Source organism: Cryobacterium sp. Hb1 (assembly GCF_004403585.1).
Lineage (GTDB): Bacteria > Actinomycetota > Actinomycetes > Actinomycetales > Microbacteriaceae > Cryobacterium > Cryobacterium lyxosi.
The window spans coordinates 1-17,622 of the sequence record NZ_SOHI01000013.1 but is presented as its reverse complement, the minus strand read 5'-3'; the positions used below and the strand labels follow the sequence as shown (position 1 = coordinate 17,622).

Here is a 17,622-nt window from a genome sequence, read left to right as displayed (position 1 = left end):
ACGCGTGAGTCACACCCCCGTCACCGATGCTTGGCGGCCCTTCACCCGATGCTTAGCTGCCCGTCACCGGATGCTTCGCAGCCCGTCACCCGATGCTCAGCGGCGCACGATGGAACGCAGCAGGCGCACGGCGACCGAGAGAGACGCCATGTCATCTTGCGCGAGCGAATTGACCTCGTCGAACACGCTACGGGCCCGGCCGAGCTGTTCGGCGTTGAGTTCTTCCCAAGCGAGGAGGCGCTCGTCGGCAGTTCCGGCATGTGTTTCATCGAGCACGGACCGCGTCATGTCTGCGACGGTCGAGTAGAGGTCGTCGCGGAGAGCTGCGCGGGCGAGGGCCTGCCAGCGGTCCTTGCGCGGCAGCTTGGTGATGCGCTCGAGCAGACTGTCGACGCCGAAACGGTTGTAGATCGTGTAGTAGATTTCGGCGACCCGGGTGACCTGCACGTGCGCCCTGGCCGCGATCATGGCTACGTCGAGTAGCGCGTACGCTTCGAACAATTCCGACCAGCGACGACCGAGGTCGTCGGGCAGACCCCACTCCCTGGCCTTCTTCTCCTGCGTTTCGAGGCGCCCGCGATCGGCGCCCTGCAGGTAGTCGCCGAGGTGCGCGCGCACGAGCGCGATCTGCGGCGTGTACGCGGCAATGACCGCGCCGACAGGCATGCTGGTGCCCTGATTGACCTGCCAACGCACGGCACGGTCGAGCAGACGGCGAATGTCCAGGTGGATCGACGTCCATTTCTTGGTCGGGAACGACGACGGCAGCGCGTTGAGTGCGTCGACCATCGAGTCGAGGTCGAAAACCTCGCGCAGAGCCACGAACGCTCGCGCAATCGTCGCCGAGTTAGCCGAGGTCTCCTCCATCGCACGGAAAGCGAAGGTGATGCCGCCGAGGTTGATCATGTCGTTCGCGACGACCGTCGCGATAATCTCCCGGCGAAGCGGATGTGTGTCCAGCTCGGCATCGAAACGTTCGGACAGGTGCCCCGGGAAGTATCCGCGCAGGGTACTACCGAACCACGGGTCATCGGCCAGGTCGCTGCTCCGCAGGGCGGTAGCCAGCTCGATCTTGGCGTAGGCGGCGAGCACGCTCAACTCGGGGCTGGTCAGTCCCTGCCCGCGGTCCAGACGCTCCCGTAGCGTGGCTGTCGTCGGCAAAGCCTCCAGCTCGCGCTGCAGATCTCCCGATTCTTCAAGCCAGTTCATGAGGCGCTCATAGCTCGGGCTCCAGTTGTTCACGAGCATGCGGTCGTTGAGCAGCAGAATATTCTGATCGACGTTGTCCACCAGCACCAGCCGCCCGACCTCGTCGGTCATCTCGGCGAGGAACCCGGCCCGCTCGGCCGGGTCGAGTTTGCCGGCTGCGACCATTCGGTCCACGAAGATCTTGATGTTGACTTCGTGGTCGGAACAGTCCACCCCGGCCGAGTTGTCGATCGCGTCGGTGTTGAGGATGACTCCGGCAAGCGCGGCTTCGATGCGGCCGAGTTGAGTGAACCCGAGGTTGCCGCCCTCCCCGACGACTTTGACCCGCAGGTCCCTGCCGTCGACCCGAATGCCGTCGTTGGCTTTATCGCCAACCTGCGCGGCCGATTCACTGCTCGCTTTGATGTAGGTTCCGATGCCGCCGTTGTAGAGCAGGTCAGCCGGCGCCAGCAGAATCGCCCGCAGCAATTCCGGCGGGCTCAGCTGGGCGGTCCCTTCTGGCAGCCCGAGCACGACCTGCACCTCGGCCGAGATGGGAACGACCTTGGCCTGGCGAGGGAAGACGCCGCCACCGGCACTGATCAGATCGGTCCCGTAGTCAGCCCAGGATGAGCGCGGCAGCTCGAACAACCGGGTGCGTTCCGCGAAAGAGAGCGCCGGATCAGGGTTGGGGTCGAGAAAAATGTGCCGGTGATCGAAAGCCGCGACGAGTTTGGTGTGCTTGGAGAGCAGCATGCCGTTACCGAACACGTCACCGGACATATCCCCGACACCGACGACGGTGAAGTCTTCGGTTTGAGTGTCGACACCGAGTTCGCTGAAGTGGCGCTTGACCGACTCCCAGGCTCCCTTGGCGGTGATGCCCATCTCCTTGTGGTCGTAGCCGACCGAGCCACCGGAGGCGAAAGCGTCGCCGAGCCAGAAACCGTACTCGGCGGCCAGCCCATTGGCGATGTCGGAGAAGGATGCCGTGCCCTTGTCAGCGGCGACGACAAGATAGCTGTCGTCGTCGTCATGCCGCACCACCCGGTGCGGTGCAACGACGTGTTCGCCATCGACGTCGGCCACCAGGTTATCGGTCAGGTCGAGCAGTCCACGAATGAAGGTCTTGTAGCTATCGATACCCTCAGCCATCCAGGCCGCACGGTCACGACCGGGGTCGGGTAGCTTCTTGGCGAAGAATCCGCCCTTGGCGCCGGTGGGCACGATGACGGCGTTCTTGACCGTTTGGGCCTTGACCAGGCCGAGCACCTCGGTACGGAAATCTTCACGGCGGTCGGACCAGCGCAGCCCGCCACGGGCTACCTTGCCAAAACGCAGGTGCACACCCTCCACGCGCGGTGAGTACACCCAGATTTCGTACATGGGCCTGGGTGAGGGCATCTGAGCGATCTGTGACGGGTCGAGTTTGATGCTGAGATAGGGCTTGTGCTGAAAGAAATTCGTGCGCAGCGACGCTTCGATCAGGGTGATGAGTGTGCGCAGCACCCGGTCGGCGTCGAGGGTGGCAACCTGCTCCATTGCGACCCGCAGCTGTTCGCGTACGTCGGCGACGCGAAGCATCCGCTCGCCGTCGGCCAGGTCTGGATCGAATCGGGCCTCGAACAGGGCAACAAGGCCGCGCGTGACGGCCGGGTTGGCCAGCAGGGCGTTCGCGACGAAACCGTAGGAGTTGGCGTTGCCGATCTGGCGCAGGTACTTGGCGTAGCTGCGAAGAATAACCACGCGGTGCCAGGGCAAGCCGTCTTGTAAGACCAGGCGGTCGAGGCTGTCGGATTCGATGGCACCACTGATGGCCGCGCCGAAGGAGTCTGCCAGCAGTGCGCCGGTCGCGACCGGGTCGACTCCGGCCGGGTAGTGCAGGCCGAGGTCGTAGAGGTAGAAGCGACGCCCATCGGTGGTCTGAATTTCAAACGGCACCTCATCGAGCACCTCGATGCCGAGGTTCTGCAGAAAGGGCAGAATCTGGCTGAGGCTTTTCGGTTCGGTCATGTAGAGCTTGATACGGGCGTCTTCGCCCGGGTCACCAGCCGTTCTGGGCAGGTACACGTACAGTCCGGGGCGGCTGATTTTCGCGGCACAGGCCTCAAATCGCCCAATATCTTGGAGCGCATCAGTAATTTCGTAGTCGACCCGGTAACTGGCGGGAAAAGCGTCGGCCCACACGTCGGCCAACCGCTCCGCATCTTCGACCGAGTGTGTCTTGCACAGTTCGTCGCTGATCCCCTCGGGCCAGGAGCGAACGGCTCTGGCCAGGCGTTGTTCCAGCGCCGCGATATCGACGGAGTCCGCCAGGGCATCTTTGGGCAGGCGGATGCGATAGAACAATCGCGCCAGCGCAGATTCGGTCATTCGCGCTTCAAAATCGAGCGACCCCGAGTTGAACGTCTCTTGTAGTTCTTTCTCGATGCGCAGTCGCACGCCGGTGTTGTAGCGGTCACGCGGAAGGTAGACCAGCGCCGACATGAACCGGCCGTAAATGTCGGGTCGCAGAAACAGACGGGTACGACGACGCTCCTGCAGACGCTGAATCGCGAGCGACGCTGTGACGAGGGCGGGCACCTCGATCTGGAAGAGCTCGTCGCGAGGATACGTCTCCATGATGCCGAGCAAGTCTTTTCCGCTGTGCGACTCGGGCGGAAAACCGACCTCGGTCATGACAGCCTCGACCTTCTCGCGCAGCACCGGAACTGCGGTGACCGAGCTGGTGTACGCACTCGCGGCGAACAGGCCGATAAACCGCTGCTCACCGTCGACCTCGCCGGCGGAATCGAAACTCTTGATTCCGATGTAGTCGAAGTAGGCGGGACGGTGCACGGTGGACCGGGAGTTGGCCTTGGTGATCACCAGGGCGGTGCGCTCGCGCGCCTTGTGACGGCCGGCATCTGTCAGGTGCTGAACCTGATGACGGGCGTCGGCGGAACGCAGCAGGCCGAGGCCGCTGCCCTCGATGAGAGTGAGCACGTCCTCACCGCCCTGTGTTTCGAGGTTGTATTCGCGGTAACCGAGAAAAGTGAAATTGCCCTCGTCGAGCCACTGCAAAAGCTGCTGGGTCTGGTGTACGTCTGTGATGTGCTCGCCACCAACAATTGTGTCGAGCGCTTGTGCGATCTGCCTGGCCTTGGTGCGCATGAGCGGCCAGTCTTCGACCGCTGCCCGCACGTCGTTGAGCACAGCAGCCAGCCCGCCGATGAGGCTGGCCTGCTCATCGTCGTTCGCGCTGTCGATCTCGATGGCGATCCAGGACTCGAGGTGTGAGGCATCATCACCGGTCGCGATGAGGTGGGCGATATTGGGCATGGCCGAGGTATCACCACTGGAGACGCCGGCGCTAGAGACGCCGACGCTGGCCGGAATACGGTTGATATCAACGAGGTCGTTCGTGGACTTGCTGCGAGCGACGATGAGCAGGGGGTGCACGACCAGGTGAATAGCGGCGTGCTGGCGCACCAGCTCGGCCGTGACCGAGTCAACGAGGAAAGGCATGTCGTCGGTGACGATATAAACGACACTCCGACCGGATTCATTGTGGATCTCGACGGCCGCGGTCTTGGGGACCCGGCGCTGCGCGACCCGCCAATGGGCACGCGCCCGAGCTTCCAGAACCTCAGGGGCGTAGGCCGCCGCATCTTCGTCTGTCAGATGCTCATAGTAATCAACTATGAACGTTTCGAGCGTTGGGCCGGAAGGGGATAGATCCGACGGCGACGGACCCGATCGGGTGAAACCAGACGACATTGAAAAAACGCCTCCATCAAATTCATCGCCGTGCGGGTGCGGCTTGTTCTCGCTCACGAGCTACCGGCCACTGCCGACCTTCCCGGGTGGGAATCCGGCACGGCAATGACCGGGCAGCCTACGAACAACAACCAGCGCACTGTGTACACAGACGAACTGTGAATGCGGACTCCTGCGACGGGCACGTCGGTGTGCCTCGTCGAACTCAATCATGGGATCCTTATACACTCATCGTAGCGCCGGGCCCTGCACCCTGGATGGTCGCCGCAGAACCTGCGGCCAGCCACTTGGAAGAGCCCGCTCCTCGGCGATTCGGTCGTGACCGGGGCGTAAACCGTTGACGACTAGCGCTTTAGTACCAGCCGACAGACTGCGAGTGCGACCACGCAGCGCACGGCGTTCCGTACGACGAGGCCTTGATATAGCCGAGACCCCAGCTGATCTGCGTCGTGGCGTTGGTAGCCCAGTCGTTGCCGGCCGACGCCATCTTGCTACCGGGAAGTGCCTGAGGAATTCCGGTCGCACCACTGCTGGAATTCATGGCCGCGTAGTTCCAGCCCGATTCCTTCTGCCACAACCGGTCGAGGCAGCTGAACTGGTCCTCACCCCAGCCGTACTGCGAGGCGGCCATCGAACGCGCTGTCGCGCGCGCACCGTCGACGGAGTTGCCGCCGGCGAGGGACTGTACGCGAGCAGCTTCGGCCGCGGCTTGCGCTGCTGCTTGCGCTGCTGCTTCAGCAGCGGCTGCGGCAGCCGCAGCCGCAGCGGCCTCGGCGGCGGCGCGGTCGACTTCAGCCGTGGCGGCAGCGACCGACGCGGTCTCCGCCTTCGCCTCGGCCGTGAGCGATTCCACCCGCTCGATCGGCAGGATCGCGTAGCTGGCAAGCGAGCTGGCTACCGAGGTGAGAGTGGTGGCATCCACTTTGCTTTGGCTGGCAGCGATGACGACGTGGGCCGCGCTCAGGGCAGCGGATGCGTTATCGCGAGTGATCGTCTCACCGCGCTGCACGTAGAAGTCGAGTTGATCGCTCTGCAGGCCCGTGCTTTCGGTGAGTACGGTCGTGGCGGCGATGCTGTCTTGCCTGGCATCGGCCGACTGGGCGACGAATCCGCTGCTGGCGACCAGACCGGCAATAACGAGTGCGGTACCGGTCGCCGCTACGATCTCGTGTCGGCGGGTTCGTGGTTTGCGGCGCTCACGACTCGTACGAGTATTTTTGAGGGCAACGTGGGCATGAGGCATTTCCGTGTTTTTTGGGCGCATATCCTTCATCTGGCGCGAATGATGGACGCTAGGTACGCCCATTCGCTCGGTTTTTGGTCCGTGCACTTCGGGGTGGCGCGGACAAGGCCGCCAGCATGCCCGCCCTTTTTGAACAAAACCTCACGATATTCTCCGAAACCCCTGATTTTCGGTCACGCGCGTTCTGTCATGGCATAATTTGCGACTGCTGGCGGGTTCATTCATAGGTACGACGGAGCGTTTAGCCTGATCATCGTCGTATCGGCGGACATAACGACCGAGTGAACCGCGATCTTCAGGCTGGAAAAAACCGAAACTTATTTTGCACGAAATTTAGCGAGCAAGCACTCCAACGCTCCAGCGCGAGATTTCATTGGGTGCGTTCCTGTTCCAGACGCACGTTTTTCTTCGAGCTAACTTCGGCCGTCGCGCCCGAGCGCCTCGGCATAGTGGTGGGCCACGTCAGCCGGACAGAACTCGACCAGATCGACGATGCTCTGCGCCTCGCGCTGCAATTAGTTCGCGTGGGCGACGTGGTCGAGGATGGTGGCAAAAATTCTCATCCCGTCTTTGAATCGCGACAGCTCGAAGTTCTCGTTCGCGGCGTTATTGTTCTGGTCCGGATTGGCATAGGGCACGAGAATTGAGGGAATGCCCAGGATATCCGTGAAGACGAAGTTCGGCGTCGAGCTGCCGAGGCTCGGCACGATGAAGGGAACCACGCCGGTTGCATGCTCTATTGCACCAGCCACGATCGCGACGTAGCGATTGCCATGCGCCGTGCGCGATGGTGGAACCGAGCTGAGCCGGGTCAGCTCGACATCCGGAGCATGCACTGCCAGATGCGCCTCGAGCAACCGAAATATTTCATTGGGGTTCTGCCCGGGTACCAGCCGCATATCAAGGTGCGCTCGGGCGCCGTTGGCAATGACTGCTTTCATCCCCGGTCCGGTATAGCCGCTGGTCAGACCGGTGATAGTCATGGTCGGCTGCAGCATCAACCGTTCGTAATACCCTATTCCCGCCGGTTCGGGAAGCTCGAAAATGCCGAAGTCCGTCAAGTGATCGTTCAGGTCGAGGGGCAACCCGGCCAGATTTGCGCTTTCGGTTGGCGTCGAGGGCAGCGCGTCATCGAAGACGCCCGCAACGGCGATCTCACCACTGGGTTGCCACAGCGTTGCCATCGCCTGTACGAGAAGCTGGGCGGCGTCGGGCAGCAGCCCGCCCAGGCTGCCAGAGTGCGCCTCCCGGTTAGCCCCACGGGTGCGCAGCTCAACACCGAGCTGCCCGCGAGTGCCGAGCACGATCTGCGGAGTACCACTGCGATGAACGGGACCATCCGAGGTGATGACGAGATTGGCCGCCAACAAGTTCCGGTTATCGCGCACCAGTTCGGCCAGATGCGGGCTTCCGATCTCCTTCTCGCCCTCGATGAGCACCTTCACATTCACGGGAAGCTCGCCGTGGGCAGCCAGTATGGCACGCAGCGCGCACAGCTGTGCGAGGTGCTGGCCCTTGTTGTCGCTGGCACCACGCCCGTACATGCGGCCGTCTCGAATGGTGGACTCGAACGGATCATTTTGCCAGTGCGCGTCAAAATCCGCCGGTTGCACGTCGTAGTGCCCGTAAATGAGCACGGTCGGCAAAGCGGGGTCGACGATGCGTTCGCCGTACACCGCCGGCGGTCCATAGCCCTCGATCAGGTGCGCGCGCAGACCACTCGCGCAGACGCTGTTCATCACGATCTGAGCGCACACGACAAGGTCATCCGTGGGCTGAGTACTCACGCCGGCGATGCGGACAAGACCAGCGAGTTCGTCGATCGCTGCGGCAAATCCCTCATCAATATGGGCGTAGACATCCTCGATGGTCATGATGTCACGGGGCCGATCAGAGCTGGCAGACCGTGTGGCTGCTCAAATTGGGGAGTTGTTGTCTTCATGTTCCGCATCTCCCCTAATGGCGCTTCGGCCACTCCCGAGATGAAAATCTCCCGAGCAAGTCCTGTCATCAACATTTGCGCAACCCTTCACGGCGAGCATCAATGGTCACTCTTGTTCATCATATATATCTACTGTCTATGCAGCGATACAATTTGGGTAATCCCTTTGTCCTACGAAACTCCGCCATCCGAACCAGGCAAGATGCGGCGGTCGGTGCTGGTGAGTGCGCGAAACCACGCCCGCGCATCCACTCTTCTTTCCACCTCCCGAAACGAGCCCATTTCATGACCACCCAGCTGCGTGCCCTCGTCAACGCTCGTCTCATCGATGGCACCGGCGGCCCGGCCCGCGAGCGGTCGACCGTGATCATCGGCGGCGAACGTATCGTCGAGGTGACCGACGATCGACCCCTTCCCGTCAGCGTCGAGGTCGTCGATCTGGGCGGCGCAACCCTGATGCCCGGCCTGATCGACTGCCACACGCACCATGCAGCATGGGCGCAGAGCCTGGTCACGCACCCGGAACCACTCGGACTGCTGGTGTCCCAGACCGTGGCGGCCCTGAAGGTGACGGTGGAGGCTGGAATCACCACGGCGCGCGACCTCGGGGGTCTGGAACGCGGCTTCGTCGACGCCGTTGACCGCGGAGTCATTCCCGGTCCGCGTTTGCAGACCTCGCTGATCATTGTGTCGCCGACCAACTCGCTGATGGATCACCATCCGGTGTCGGGCGGCGCGATCAACTCCCGCGGCCGCTACGAGATCTGGCCCGGTCTGCCCGAACCCTGGTGCGACGGCCCGGTGGCTGCTCGCGCCAAGGTTCGAGAGGTTATTCGCATGGGCGCTGATGTCATCAAGATTGCGATGACGGGGAGCATGACGTTCGCCGCACGACGGCCGCACCGCCCGTTGTTCACCGAGGAGGAACTCGCCGCCATCGTGGACGAGGCGCACCTCGAGGGGATCCCGGTGTGCGCACACGCCCACGGCGACCCCGGCGCGATCCTAGCCGTACGGGCCGGGGTCGATACCATTGAGCACGGAACCTACCTCACCGAAGAGTGCGCGCGCGAAATGGCTGATCGCGGCACATGGTATGTTCCAACAATGTGCATCTCCAACTGGCACAGCACCCTGTCCCAGGCCAGCGTGCGCGACCACACCGCCGACATGCCTGCTCGCCATCGAGAGAGCATTGCTCGGGCCGTGCGACTCGGTGTGCGCATCGCTGCGGGCACAGACACCAACCCGTTCCACGGATTCGGGCGCACCGGAATGGAATTGGAACTGCTGGTCGAGGCCGGCCTGACCGAAGCCGAAGCAATCACGGTCGCCACCGACCACTCCAGCCAGTGCCTGGGCATGTCAGCCGATGTCGGTACCGTCGCGGCGGGCAAGTTCGCCGACCTGCTCATCGTGGACGGCGACCCGCATCGGGACATCCACTTGTTGCAGGATGCGAGCCGTCGCACCGCCGTGCTGAAAGGCGGCCAGTTCATGAGCGGTTCCCTCCTCTCGATAGCGGATGCGCCCAGTCGCCGAACGACCGCGGTGACCGCGTGACAACCGACACCGCTGACACCTCGGACACGCCTGACACCTCGGACACGCCTGACACCTCTGACACGCCTGGCACCTCTAAGGCTTCTGCGGCTTCTGAGGCTTCGACGGAGCCGACGGAGCCGACGGAGCCGACCGTCGCAACGGGCCCGGCCACCGACTATACGATCGGGCCGGTCGCCGCGGCCCTCGACATTCTGCTCGAGTTCGAGAACGGGCAGAGGGAACTGCGCGTCGCCGACATCGCCCGGCGCATTGGAGTGACTCGAAACAAGGCGTTCCGCCTGATCAAAACCCTCGAATCGCGCGGTTTTCTGCAGCGTATCGGCGACCACTATCGGGTGGGCAGTCGATTACTCACCCTCAGCGCAGTGGCGATCCAACCGATCGAGGCACTGCGGGCCGCCGCGCAGCCCGAGCTGGAGGCGTTGCAGGCGCAGACCAATGAAACGGTCTATCTAGTGGCGCCGTCGGGCATGGAAGCGATCTGCATCTCCCGCATCGAGAGCACCCATTCCCTGCGTATCTCCGTTGATGTCGGCAAAAAACGGCCACTTCATGCGGGGGCTGGGCAGAAGATGCTGCTCTCGGGCCAGGACGAGCAACGCCTGATCCAGGTACTCAAGCATCGCGGGCCAGCGTTCACCGAACACACCATCACCGACGAGGCCGAATTGCGCCGACAATTGGAGGAGATTCGCCAACGCGGTTACAGCCTCAGTCTCGGCGAGGTCGATGCCGGGGCAGGGGCAGTCGCCGCGCCGGTCTACGACTACTCTGGAGACATGATCGCGGCCCTGGTAATTGGGGGTGCCATGTCGCGGGTGTCGGGCAATGTCGAGGGTGCGTGGAGAGATTCGGTCGTCAACGCCGCCCACCGAATCTCTGCCACGCTCGGCTTTCCCCGAAAATAGCGGCGCTTCTACCGCGCAATTCCAGCGCTCCGTCGTCTTTTTCACTAGATCGGCGCAGGCCTGTACGCAGGCGTGTTGAGTTCACCTCATCAACTACAGCAATGGAACACTGTCAATGAACCGTATCAAGGTCGCAAAAACCCTCTGCATAGCCCTCTCGATCTCGCTCTTAGCCGGGTGCAGCGCAGCGGTCGAACCGGCGGAACCGGCGGAACCCACAGCATCCTCTCTCATGGACCGAGCCATCCACGACGCCCTACCCCAAAACATTCAGGACGCTGGCGAGCTCACTGTCGTCACGAGCGGTGCAAACCCGCCATGGTGGGTCACGACGCCCGGAAAAACCGGCGAGTACACCGGCGCCGGCGCCGAGCTCATGGAGGCCATCGCCGAGGTCATGGGCGTCGATGTCACGGTCGCCACCGTGCCGGACATTTCCGGCGCGTTCGCCGCGATCAGCGCCGAACGTTACGCCTTCGGTTTCTTTCCCTACGCCGACTCGGTCGGCGGACCGAGGGAGCGGCCCGGCGCCGAATTCGTTGACGTTCTACAGGAGGTCGTGCCTTTTCTCGTCGAGAAGGGCAACCCCAAAAACGTCACCAACATGGACGAATTGTGTGATGTCACCGTGGCAGCACTCGCCAACGCCGCCACTTACAAAGTCGCCGAGGCTCAGGCAGTGAAGTGCCGGGAGCAGGGTAAGGACCTCACCGTGCTAAGCGTCGCGAGCGTTCCCGACGGCGTACTGGCTTTGCGATCAGGGCGAACGGATGCATTCTTCACCGGCGGAGCCTCGCTGTTCTACGCAGCCAAAGAATCCAACGGCGAGTTGGAAGTCGTCGGTGACGAGTTCGCCAACGGGTTCGCCGGTCAGTTCATGGGGGCTCTGCTCCCGAAAGATTCCGAGCTCTCCGACCCGCTGCTCGCGAGCTTTCAAGTGCTCTTTGACAATGGTGACTACGAGAAAATCATGACCAAGTACGGTCTCGATCGAGAGATTATCGAACAGCCCGGCATCAACCTGTACGCCGACTGGCTCGTCGCAAATCCGCAATAGTCATGGCAAACCTGCCGAGCAACCAGACCGACATCGCATTGCCTCACCCGCAACACCCTGTGGACGTAGCGCGGGCGCTGCCTCCCCGGCGGCCCGCTACCTGGGTGCTCTCCATCATTACCGTGGTCGTCGCCGCTCAAATAGTGAACCTGGTGCTGACGAACCCCAACTTTGAATGGAACGTCGTCGGGCAATACCTCAATAGCGAAACCGTGCTCCAGGGCGTTGTCATGACTCTCTTTCTCACGGTGACGGCGCTGACGATCGGTCTGGTTCTCGGCGGCGTTCTGGCAGTGTGCAAGCTGTCAGATAACGCCCTGCTGAGCGCGCTCGCCTCGTCGTACATCTGGTTGTTCCGAGGTACACCACAGCTCGTGCAACTGATCTTCTGGTTCAACATCGGCCTGCTCGTGCCGGTTTTGAGCATCGGGATTCCATTTGGTCCGACATTTGCCTCCATCGAGTCCAACACCCTGGTGACGCCACTGTTGGCGGCCATCATCGGTCTTGGACTGCACGATGCCGCCTATCAGGCCGAGATCTATCGCGCCGGGCTGATCTCGGTTGACGAGGGGCAGCTTGAGGCGGCACAAGCCCTGGGCATGAAGCCGGTTCGCGTCTTCTTTCGAATCCAGCTACCCCAGGCCATGCGCTTCATCGTTCCGCCCACTTTCAACTCCATCATCGCGCTGGTGAAGGGGACTTCGCTGGTGAGCGTGATCGGCGGAACCGAGTTGTTGTTCTCGGTCAAGCAGATCTACAGCCAGACCTATCAAACCGTGCCGCTGCTGATCGTCGCGAGTATTTGGTACCTCTTCATCACGACCGTGCTCAACGGCGTGCAGTTCTTCATTGAGCGTCACTACGGCCGGGGGTCCAGCCGCAATGGCAGCTCGGTTATTGTTGCCAGGTTTTTCGATCGACGAGCCGCCAAACGCTACCGGAATCGCGGTCTGCAATCGTGACTCTGCCCATTCTGCGCATTAGCGGATTGCGCAAACATTTCTCTGGGGTCGAGGTACTCAAGGGCATAGACCTCGAGGTGCACGTGGGCGAAACCGTCGCGCTCCTCGGTTCGTCAGGGTCGGGAAAATCCACCCTGCTGCGCTGCGTGAACTGCCTCGAGGTTGCCAGCGGCGGGTCGATCTGGGTAGGCGACGAGGTCATGGGCTATCGGCAAGAGTCTAAAGGGACCCTGCGCCGGCTCACGGAAAGCCAGATCGCCGTGCAGCGTCGCCAAGTGGGAATGGTTTTTCAGAACTTCAACCTGTTTCCACACTGGACCGTGCTGCAGAACATTGCCGACGGACCGCGCTCCATTCTCAAACTGAGCAAGGCCGACGCAATCGAACGCAGCATGACGCTGCTGACCCGGGTGGGAGTGGCTGATCGTGCCAACGCTTACCCTCGCCAGCTCTCCGGCGGGCAGCAGCAACGCGTCGCCATCGCCCGGGCACTGGCCCTTGAACCCGCCCTGCTTCTGTTTGACGAACCGACGTCGGCCCTCGATCCGGAAAACGTCAGCGAAGTCACCGATGTCATGGCCGCACTGGCCGCCGGCGGCGCCACCATGCTCGTGGTCACCCACGAGCTGGGCTTCGCTCGGGCAGCGGCCGATCGGGTCGTTTTCCTGGACGGCGGCGTCATTCTCGAGCAGGGTTCGCCGGCCGAGGTGTTCGACCACTCACAGCAACCACGCACCCGGGAGTTCCTGCGCAAGACGCTGGTGTGACTCGACAACTCTCCCGCTGCGGCTCACACTGGATCCACCAGTGGCCTTCAAAGGAGAAACCATGACCGTACTCGCAGATGCCCGTGAACTCGCCGGAGACATCACTGACCTGCGCCACCGACTGCACCAGGAACCCGAAATCGGGCTACAGCTGCCACGCACGCAGGAGAAGGTGCTCAAGGCCCTCCAGGGCCTTCCGTACGAGATCAGTCTGGGGAGCGACACCACCTCGGTGACGGCGGTGTTGCGCGGAACCGGCGCCGGGGCATCCGCTTCACGGCCCGTGGTGTTGCTGCGCGGCGACATGGACGCGCTTCCAGTACAGGAACGTACCGGATGGGAGTTCAGCTCGCGCATTGACGGCGCCATGCACGCCTGCGGTCACGACCTGCACACGTCTATGCTCGTGGGCGCGGCGACACTGCTCGCCCACCACCGTGACCAGCTCGCCGGAGACGTCGTGCTCATGTTCCAGCCGGGTGAGGAAGGGTACGACGGGGCGGGAGTGATGATTCGCGAGGGCGTACTCGACGCCGCCGGCCGCCGGGCGAACGCCGCCTACGGCCTGCACGTCGTGTCGGCCGGCGCACCCAACGGGCAATTCGCCAGTCGCGCCGGAACCTTGATGTCGGCCAGCGATAGCCTCACTGTGACGGTGCACGGGGCCGGCGGGCACGGTTCGGCCCCGCACCAAGCGCAGGATCCGGTGACGGTGATTACCGAAATGGTCACCGCCCTGCAGGTGATGGTCACCCGCCAATTCGACATGTTCGACCCGGTGGTGCTCTCGGTCGGGGTACTGCAGGCCGGCACCAAGCGCAATATCATCCCCGACTCCGCGCGACTGGAGGCGACCGTTCGGTCATACACACCCGAGTCGCGGGCCAAGCTGGCGCGCGTGGTCCCCCGGCTGCTCGAGGGAATCGCGGCAGCGCACGGCGTTGAAGTAGCGGTGGATTACGCCACCGAATATCCATCGACCGTCACAGACGAGGGCGAAACCAGCCGGGCCGAGCGCGTCGTCGGTGAACTCTTCGGTGAAAAGCGGTTCACCCGCATGGTCAACCCCCTGAGCGGCTCCGAGGACTTCTCGCGAGTGTTGCAACAGGTACCGGGAACCTTTGTCTTTCTCTCGGCCGTGTCGCGACAAGCGGATGCCTCCACCGCCGCCTTCAATCACTCCCCCGCGGCAACCTTTGACGACGATGTCCTGGCCGACGGAACGGCCCTGTACACGCAGTTGGCACTGTCGCGTATGGCCGAACTGGCGGGCTAAGCCCGGGCCATCTTCGGCGCGGGCTCGTCATGCACAAACGCCACCACAGAGACGGCCCTAAAGTTCACCCAGTTCGCGGGGAGGCGTACGTCGCTCGTGCGTGCTTAGCTATATACAGATGCATATTCTTGGGAGTTCGACAATTCACAATTTCACGCTGAACAGCGATACCACCACGGCCGATACGGCCGATACGGCACGCATCGTTGATGCCAGCCACGCCACCGGTCACGATGGGCAGGCAAGGTGAGCGTTCCACGACTTTACCTCTCTGTCAACGGATGCCTGTGCCCCCGTTCCGAGCCAGACCCGGCCTGGGGAGATGTAGCCCAGGCATCGATCAACATCGAGTACGGTGACGGTCACGCTGCAACCCGCGACGTGCACTGGGCTCCCCGCCTGATCACGGCGCTCGACTCCCTGCTGATGCAGTACGGAGTCGAGCTGGTCTGGCTCACCTCTTGGAACGAGTTCGATGCCACCCGGCAGCTGCTCGTGCCCGAGCTGCACGGCCTGGCCGGCGGGCGCATGCTCGACGTGACGACTCCGCCGAAACGCCCCGGCCGCACCGATGGCGAGACGGGACTCTGGAAGTCCGAGCGCATCGAAGAAGACCAGAACATGCCGGCACCGTTCATCTGGATCGACGATGCCGACGTGCAACTGCACGGGGAGACGGTACGCAACGCCACGCTGGAGACACCGTCGCTGCTAATTCCGCCGCGCTCCGAGGTAGGCATCACCGTCGACGACATCGCCCTGATGCGCGTCTGGCTCGAGCAGCTGCCCTAGTTCAGTCTGAGCACTCGTCTTGCCCCGCGCGCCACGACTGGACCCACTGCGGCCAGGTTCGGCTAGCAGCTGCGGCCAGGTTCGGCTAGTTGCGCCAGGGTGGTTCGGGGCTGGGGGTGTTGGCGCGGTGGCNCGGTGGCTGTGGGCGGGGCGCCAGGTTTGGGTGGGGTCCCAGAGGAGTGGGCCGCGTATTTGGGGTTTGCCGTTGATCATGCGGATTGTCCATCCGTTGGTGTTGATGGTGTGGTGGTGGAACCAGCAGAGGAGGACGCCGTTGCCCACACAACGCTAATGTGACCCCTATGAAGATCATCCGCACGGCAGCGATTTATGCACGGATTTCCTCGGACCAGACCGGGCTGGGGTTGGGAGTGCAGCGCCAGTTGGAGGACTGCCGGAAGCTCGCTGCCGAGCGGGGCTGGACCGTTGCTGAGGAATACATCGACAACGATATCTCAGCGTTCCGGGGTAAGGCGCGGCCTTCCTACGAACGCATGCTCGAGGACATTCGCGCGGGCAGGCGGGACGCGATCGTCGCCTACCATCAGGACCGGTTGACCCGCCGCCCGATGGAGTGGGAGCAGTTCGTGGAACTGTGCGACCAGGCGGGCGTGCAAAATCTGGCGACGGTCACGTCGGACATTGACTTCGGCAACGATAACGGGATGCTCGTCGCCCGGATCACGGCAGCTGTCGCCGCGAACGAGTCGGCGCGGAAGTCCGAGCGCATCAAGCGCAAGATTCAACAGAACGTCGAGCAGGGAAAACCCAACGGTGGAGCACAGCGTCCCTTCGGCTATGAGATCGACCGGCTCACGGTGCGCGAGTCGGAGGCCGAGATTATCCGAATGCTTGTGCAGCGTTTTCTGGCAGGCGAGTCGGTGCGTTCTCTGGTGTCGTGGATGACCGCGGAGGACGTCCCGACGACTGCGGCCGCGGAGGGGTGGCGCACGCCGACGCTGCGGCAGATTCTTCTGTCCGGGCGTATCGCGGGCCTGCGGGATCATCACGGCGAAGCAGTGGGGCCGGCGGCATGGCCGGCGATTATTAGCGTGGCCCAGCACCACCAGATTCATGCGCTCTTCCAGACGAAGAAGGTGTCGGGACGTCGAGCGCCGCGCAGCTATCTGCTGTCGGGAATGCTGCGCTGTGGCAACTGCGGAAATCGGCTCTACAGTTCGATTCGGCGTGATCGACGTCGCTACGTGTGCGTGTCCGGGCCGGATCATCGCGGCTGCGGTCGGCTGACAATTGTCGCTCAGCCGGTGGAAGAGTGGATCGCGGCGGCCGTTCTCATGCGCCTGGACACGCCCGCCATGGACGACACCCTCGCCGGACGCGCCGACGCCAACGACCGGCAGGCCGCCTTGCTGACGGAATTGCAGGCTGCGCAGTCGAAGATGACGGAGCTTGCTGAGATGTGGGCGGCGGATGAGATTTCGCGGTCGGAGTGGAAGGACGCCAGAACGCCCTTGGAAGCCCGGGTCGATAACGTGCAGAAGCAGTTGGACCAGATCGCCGGTACGAACTCCCTCGACGCTCTCGTGGGCCAAGGAGAACACCTGACCGCCAGTTGGGACACGCTCAACCTGGACCGGCAGGTTGCCATCGTGCGGGCGGTGCTGGACATGGCAACGATTCTCCCGGGCGTTCTAGGTGCCCGGAGCGTGGACTACAACCGGATCATTCCCAGCTGGCAGCTGTGAGAGGCGGGCGTTACGGTCGCCGCTCCGCGGCTGCCCCGCAACATCCCGCCCTCTCAACAGCACGCCAACCCGAGAAACAACCCCGGCATCAGTCACCGCAACCGGAACCCCTTGCACAGCGCAGGTGGCCTCCAACCACGCGCGCAATGCCGCTCTATCGATCACGACTCACCGGCCCCACTGAGCCCAGATGCACGGCGGTCCCGGCCAATCCTCAACCGAGGATGATGACCAATCGACCGACGGCTGAGATTCCAAAAGCATCGATGCCTGGCTGAGCACGTCCTCGGACGATAGGCCCGACAGCGCCACCGGGCGCGGCCGAAAATTCTGGGCCACGTCGTACCGGTGCAACTGTTAACGCTGGGCCAAAACGGGGCCAATAGTGCCGTTTGAAAACAGGACCACTATCTGTGTTTTCTACTATGCCGTATCAGCGGCGGGCTGGTGGCT

The 17,622-nt window shown here is 63.0% G+C and carries 11 protein-coding genes; 8 read left to right on the top strand and 3 right to left on the bottom strand.

The genetic code is table 11. The annotated features are described in order from the left end of the window. Positions 1 to 96 precede the first annotated feature (96 nt). From E3T38_RS04890 to E3T38_RS04880, 3 genes are all read right to left on the bottom strand, one after another. Entirely contained in the window at positions 97 to 4,947 is a 4,851-nt protein-coding gene (locus E3T38_RS04890) for an NAD-glutamate dehydrogenase (protein ID WP_134546713.1), read from the bottom strand. A gap of 352 nt (positions 4,948 to 5,299) precedes the next feature. Then, complete coding sequence (locus E3T38_RS16620; protein WP_166805424.1) at positions 5,300 to 6,190, bottom strand: phospholipase; 891 nt, start codon at positions 6,188 to 6,190, stop codon at positions 5,300 to 5,302. 515 nt (positions 6,191 to 6,705) lie between these two features. Continuing rightward, positions 6,706 to 8,064, bottom strand: coding sequence for a M20/M25/M40 family metallo-hydrolase (locus E3T38_RS04880; protein WP_134546711.1), 1,359 nt, complete (start codon positions 8,062 to 8,064; stop codon positions 6,706 to 6,708). A gap of 353 nt (positions 8,065 to 8,417) precedes the next feature. Between E3T38_RS04880 and E3T38_RS04875 the strand changes: the two genes are divergently transcribed. The 8 genes from E3T38_RS04875 to E3T38_RS04840 all read left to right on the top strand — a co-directional run bounded on the left by E3T38_RS04875 (position 8,418) and on the right by E3T38_RS04840 (position 17,169). Next, entirely contained in the window at positions 8,418 to 9,695 is a 1,278-nt protein-coding gene (locus E3T38_RS04875; RefSeq protein ID WP_166805423.1) for an amidohydrolase family protein, read from the top strand. Next, positions 9,692 to 10,606 (top strand): IclR family transcriptional regulator, encoded by a 915-nt coding sequence (locus E3T38_RS04870; protein WP_134546707.1) that lies wholly within the window; start codon positions 9,692 to 9,694, stop codon positions 10,604 to 10,606. Before E3T38_RS04875 ends, E3T38_RS04870 begins: the two co-directional genes overlap by 4 nt. 115 nt (positions 10,607 to 10,721) lie before the next feature. Continuing rightward, entirely contained in the window at positions 10,722 to 11,663 is a 942-nt protein-coding gene (locus E3T38_RS04865; protein WP_134546705.1) for a transporter substrate-binding domain-containing protein, read from the top strand. 2 nt (positions 11,664 to 11,665) lie between these two features. Further along, positions 11,666 to 12,628, top strand: coding sequence for an amino acid ABC transporter permease (locus E3T38_RS04860; RefSeq protein WP_134546703.1), 963 nt, complete (start codon positions 11,666 to 11,668; stop codon positions 12,626 to 12,628). Next, the gene (locus E3T38_RS04855; protein ID WP_304562591.1) at positions 12,625 to 13,395 is read left to right on the top strand and encodes an amino acid ABC transporter ATP-binding protein; all 771 of its coding nucleotides are present in this window, start codon (positions 12,625 to 12,627) and stop codon (positions 13,393 to 13,395) included. Before E3T38_RS04860 ends, E3T38_RS04855 begins: the two co-directional genes overlap by 4 nt. A gap of 61 nt (positions 13,396 to 13,456) precedes the next feature. Next, on the top strand, positions 13,457 to 14,671 hold the full coding sequence (locus tag E3T38_RS04850; protein ID WP_134546701.1) for a M20 family metallopeptidase: 1,215 nt from the start codon (positions 13,457 to 13,459) through the stop codon (positions 14,669 to 14,671). A 246-nt stretch (positions 14,672 to 14,917) separates the two neighbouring features. Further along, positions 14,918 to 15,463 (top strand): HAD domain-containing protein, encoded by a 546-nt coding sequence (locus E3T38_RS04845; protein ID WP_104198177.1) that lies wholly within the window; start codon positions 14,918 to 14,920, stop codon positions 15,461 to 15,463. Between the two features lie 302 nt (positions 15,464 to 15,765). Next, positions 15,766 to 17,169, top strand: a complete 1,404-nt coding sequence (locus E3T38_RS04840) for a recombinase family protein (protein ID WP_134546699.1) — start codon at positions 15,766 to 15,768, stop codon at positions 17,167 to 17,169. Positions 17,170 to 17,622: the final 453 nt, after the last annotated feature.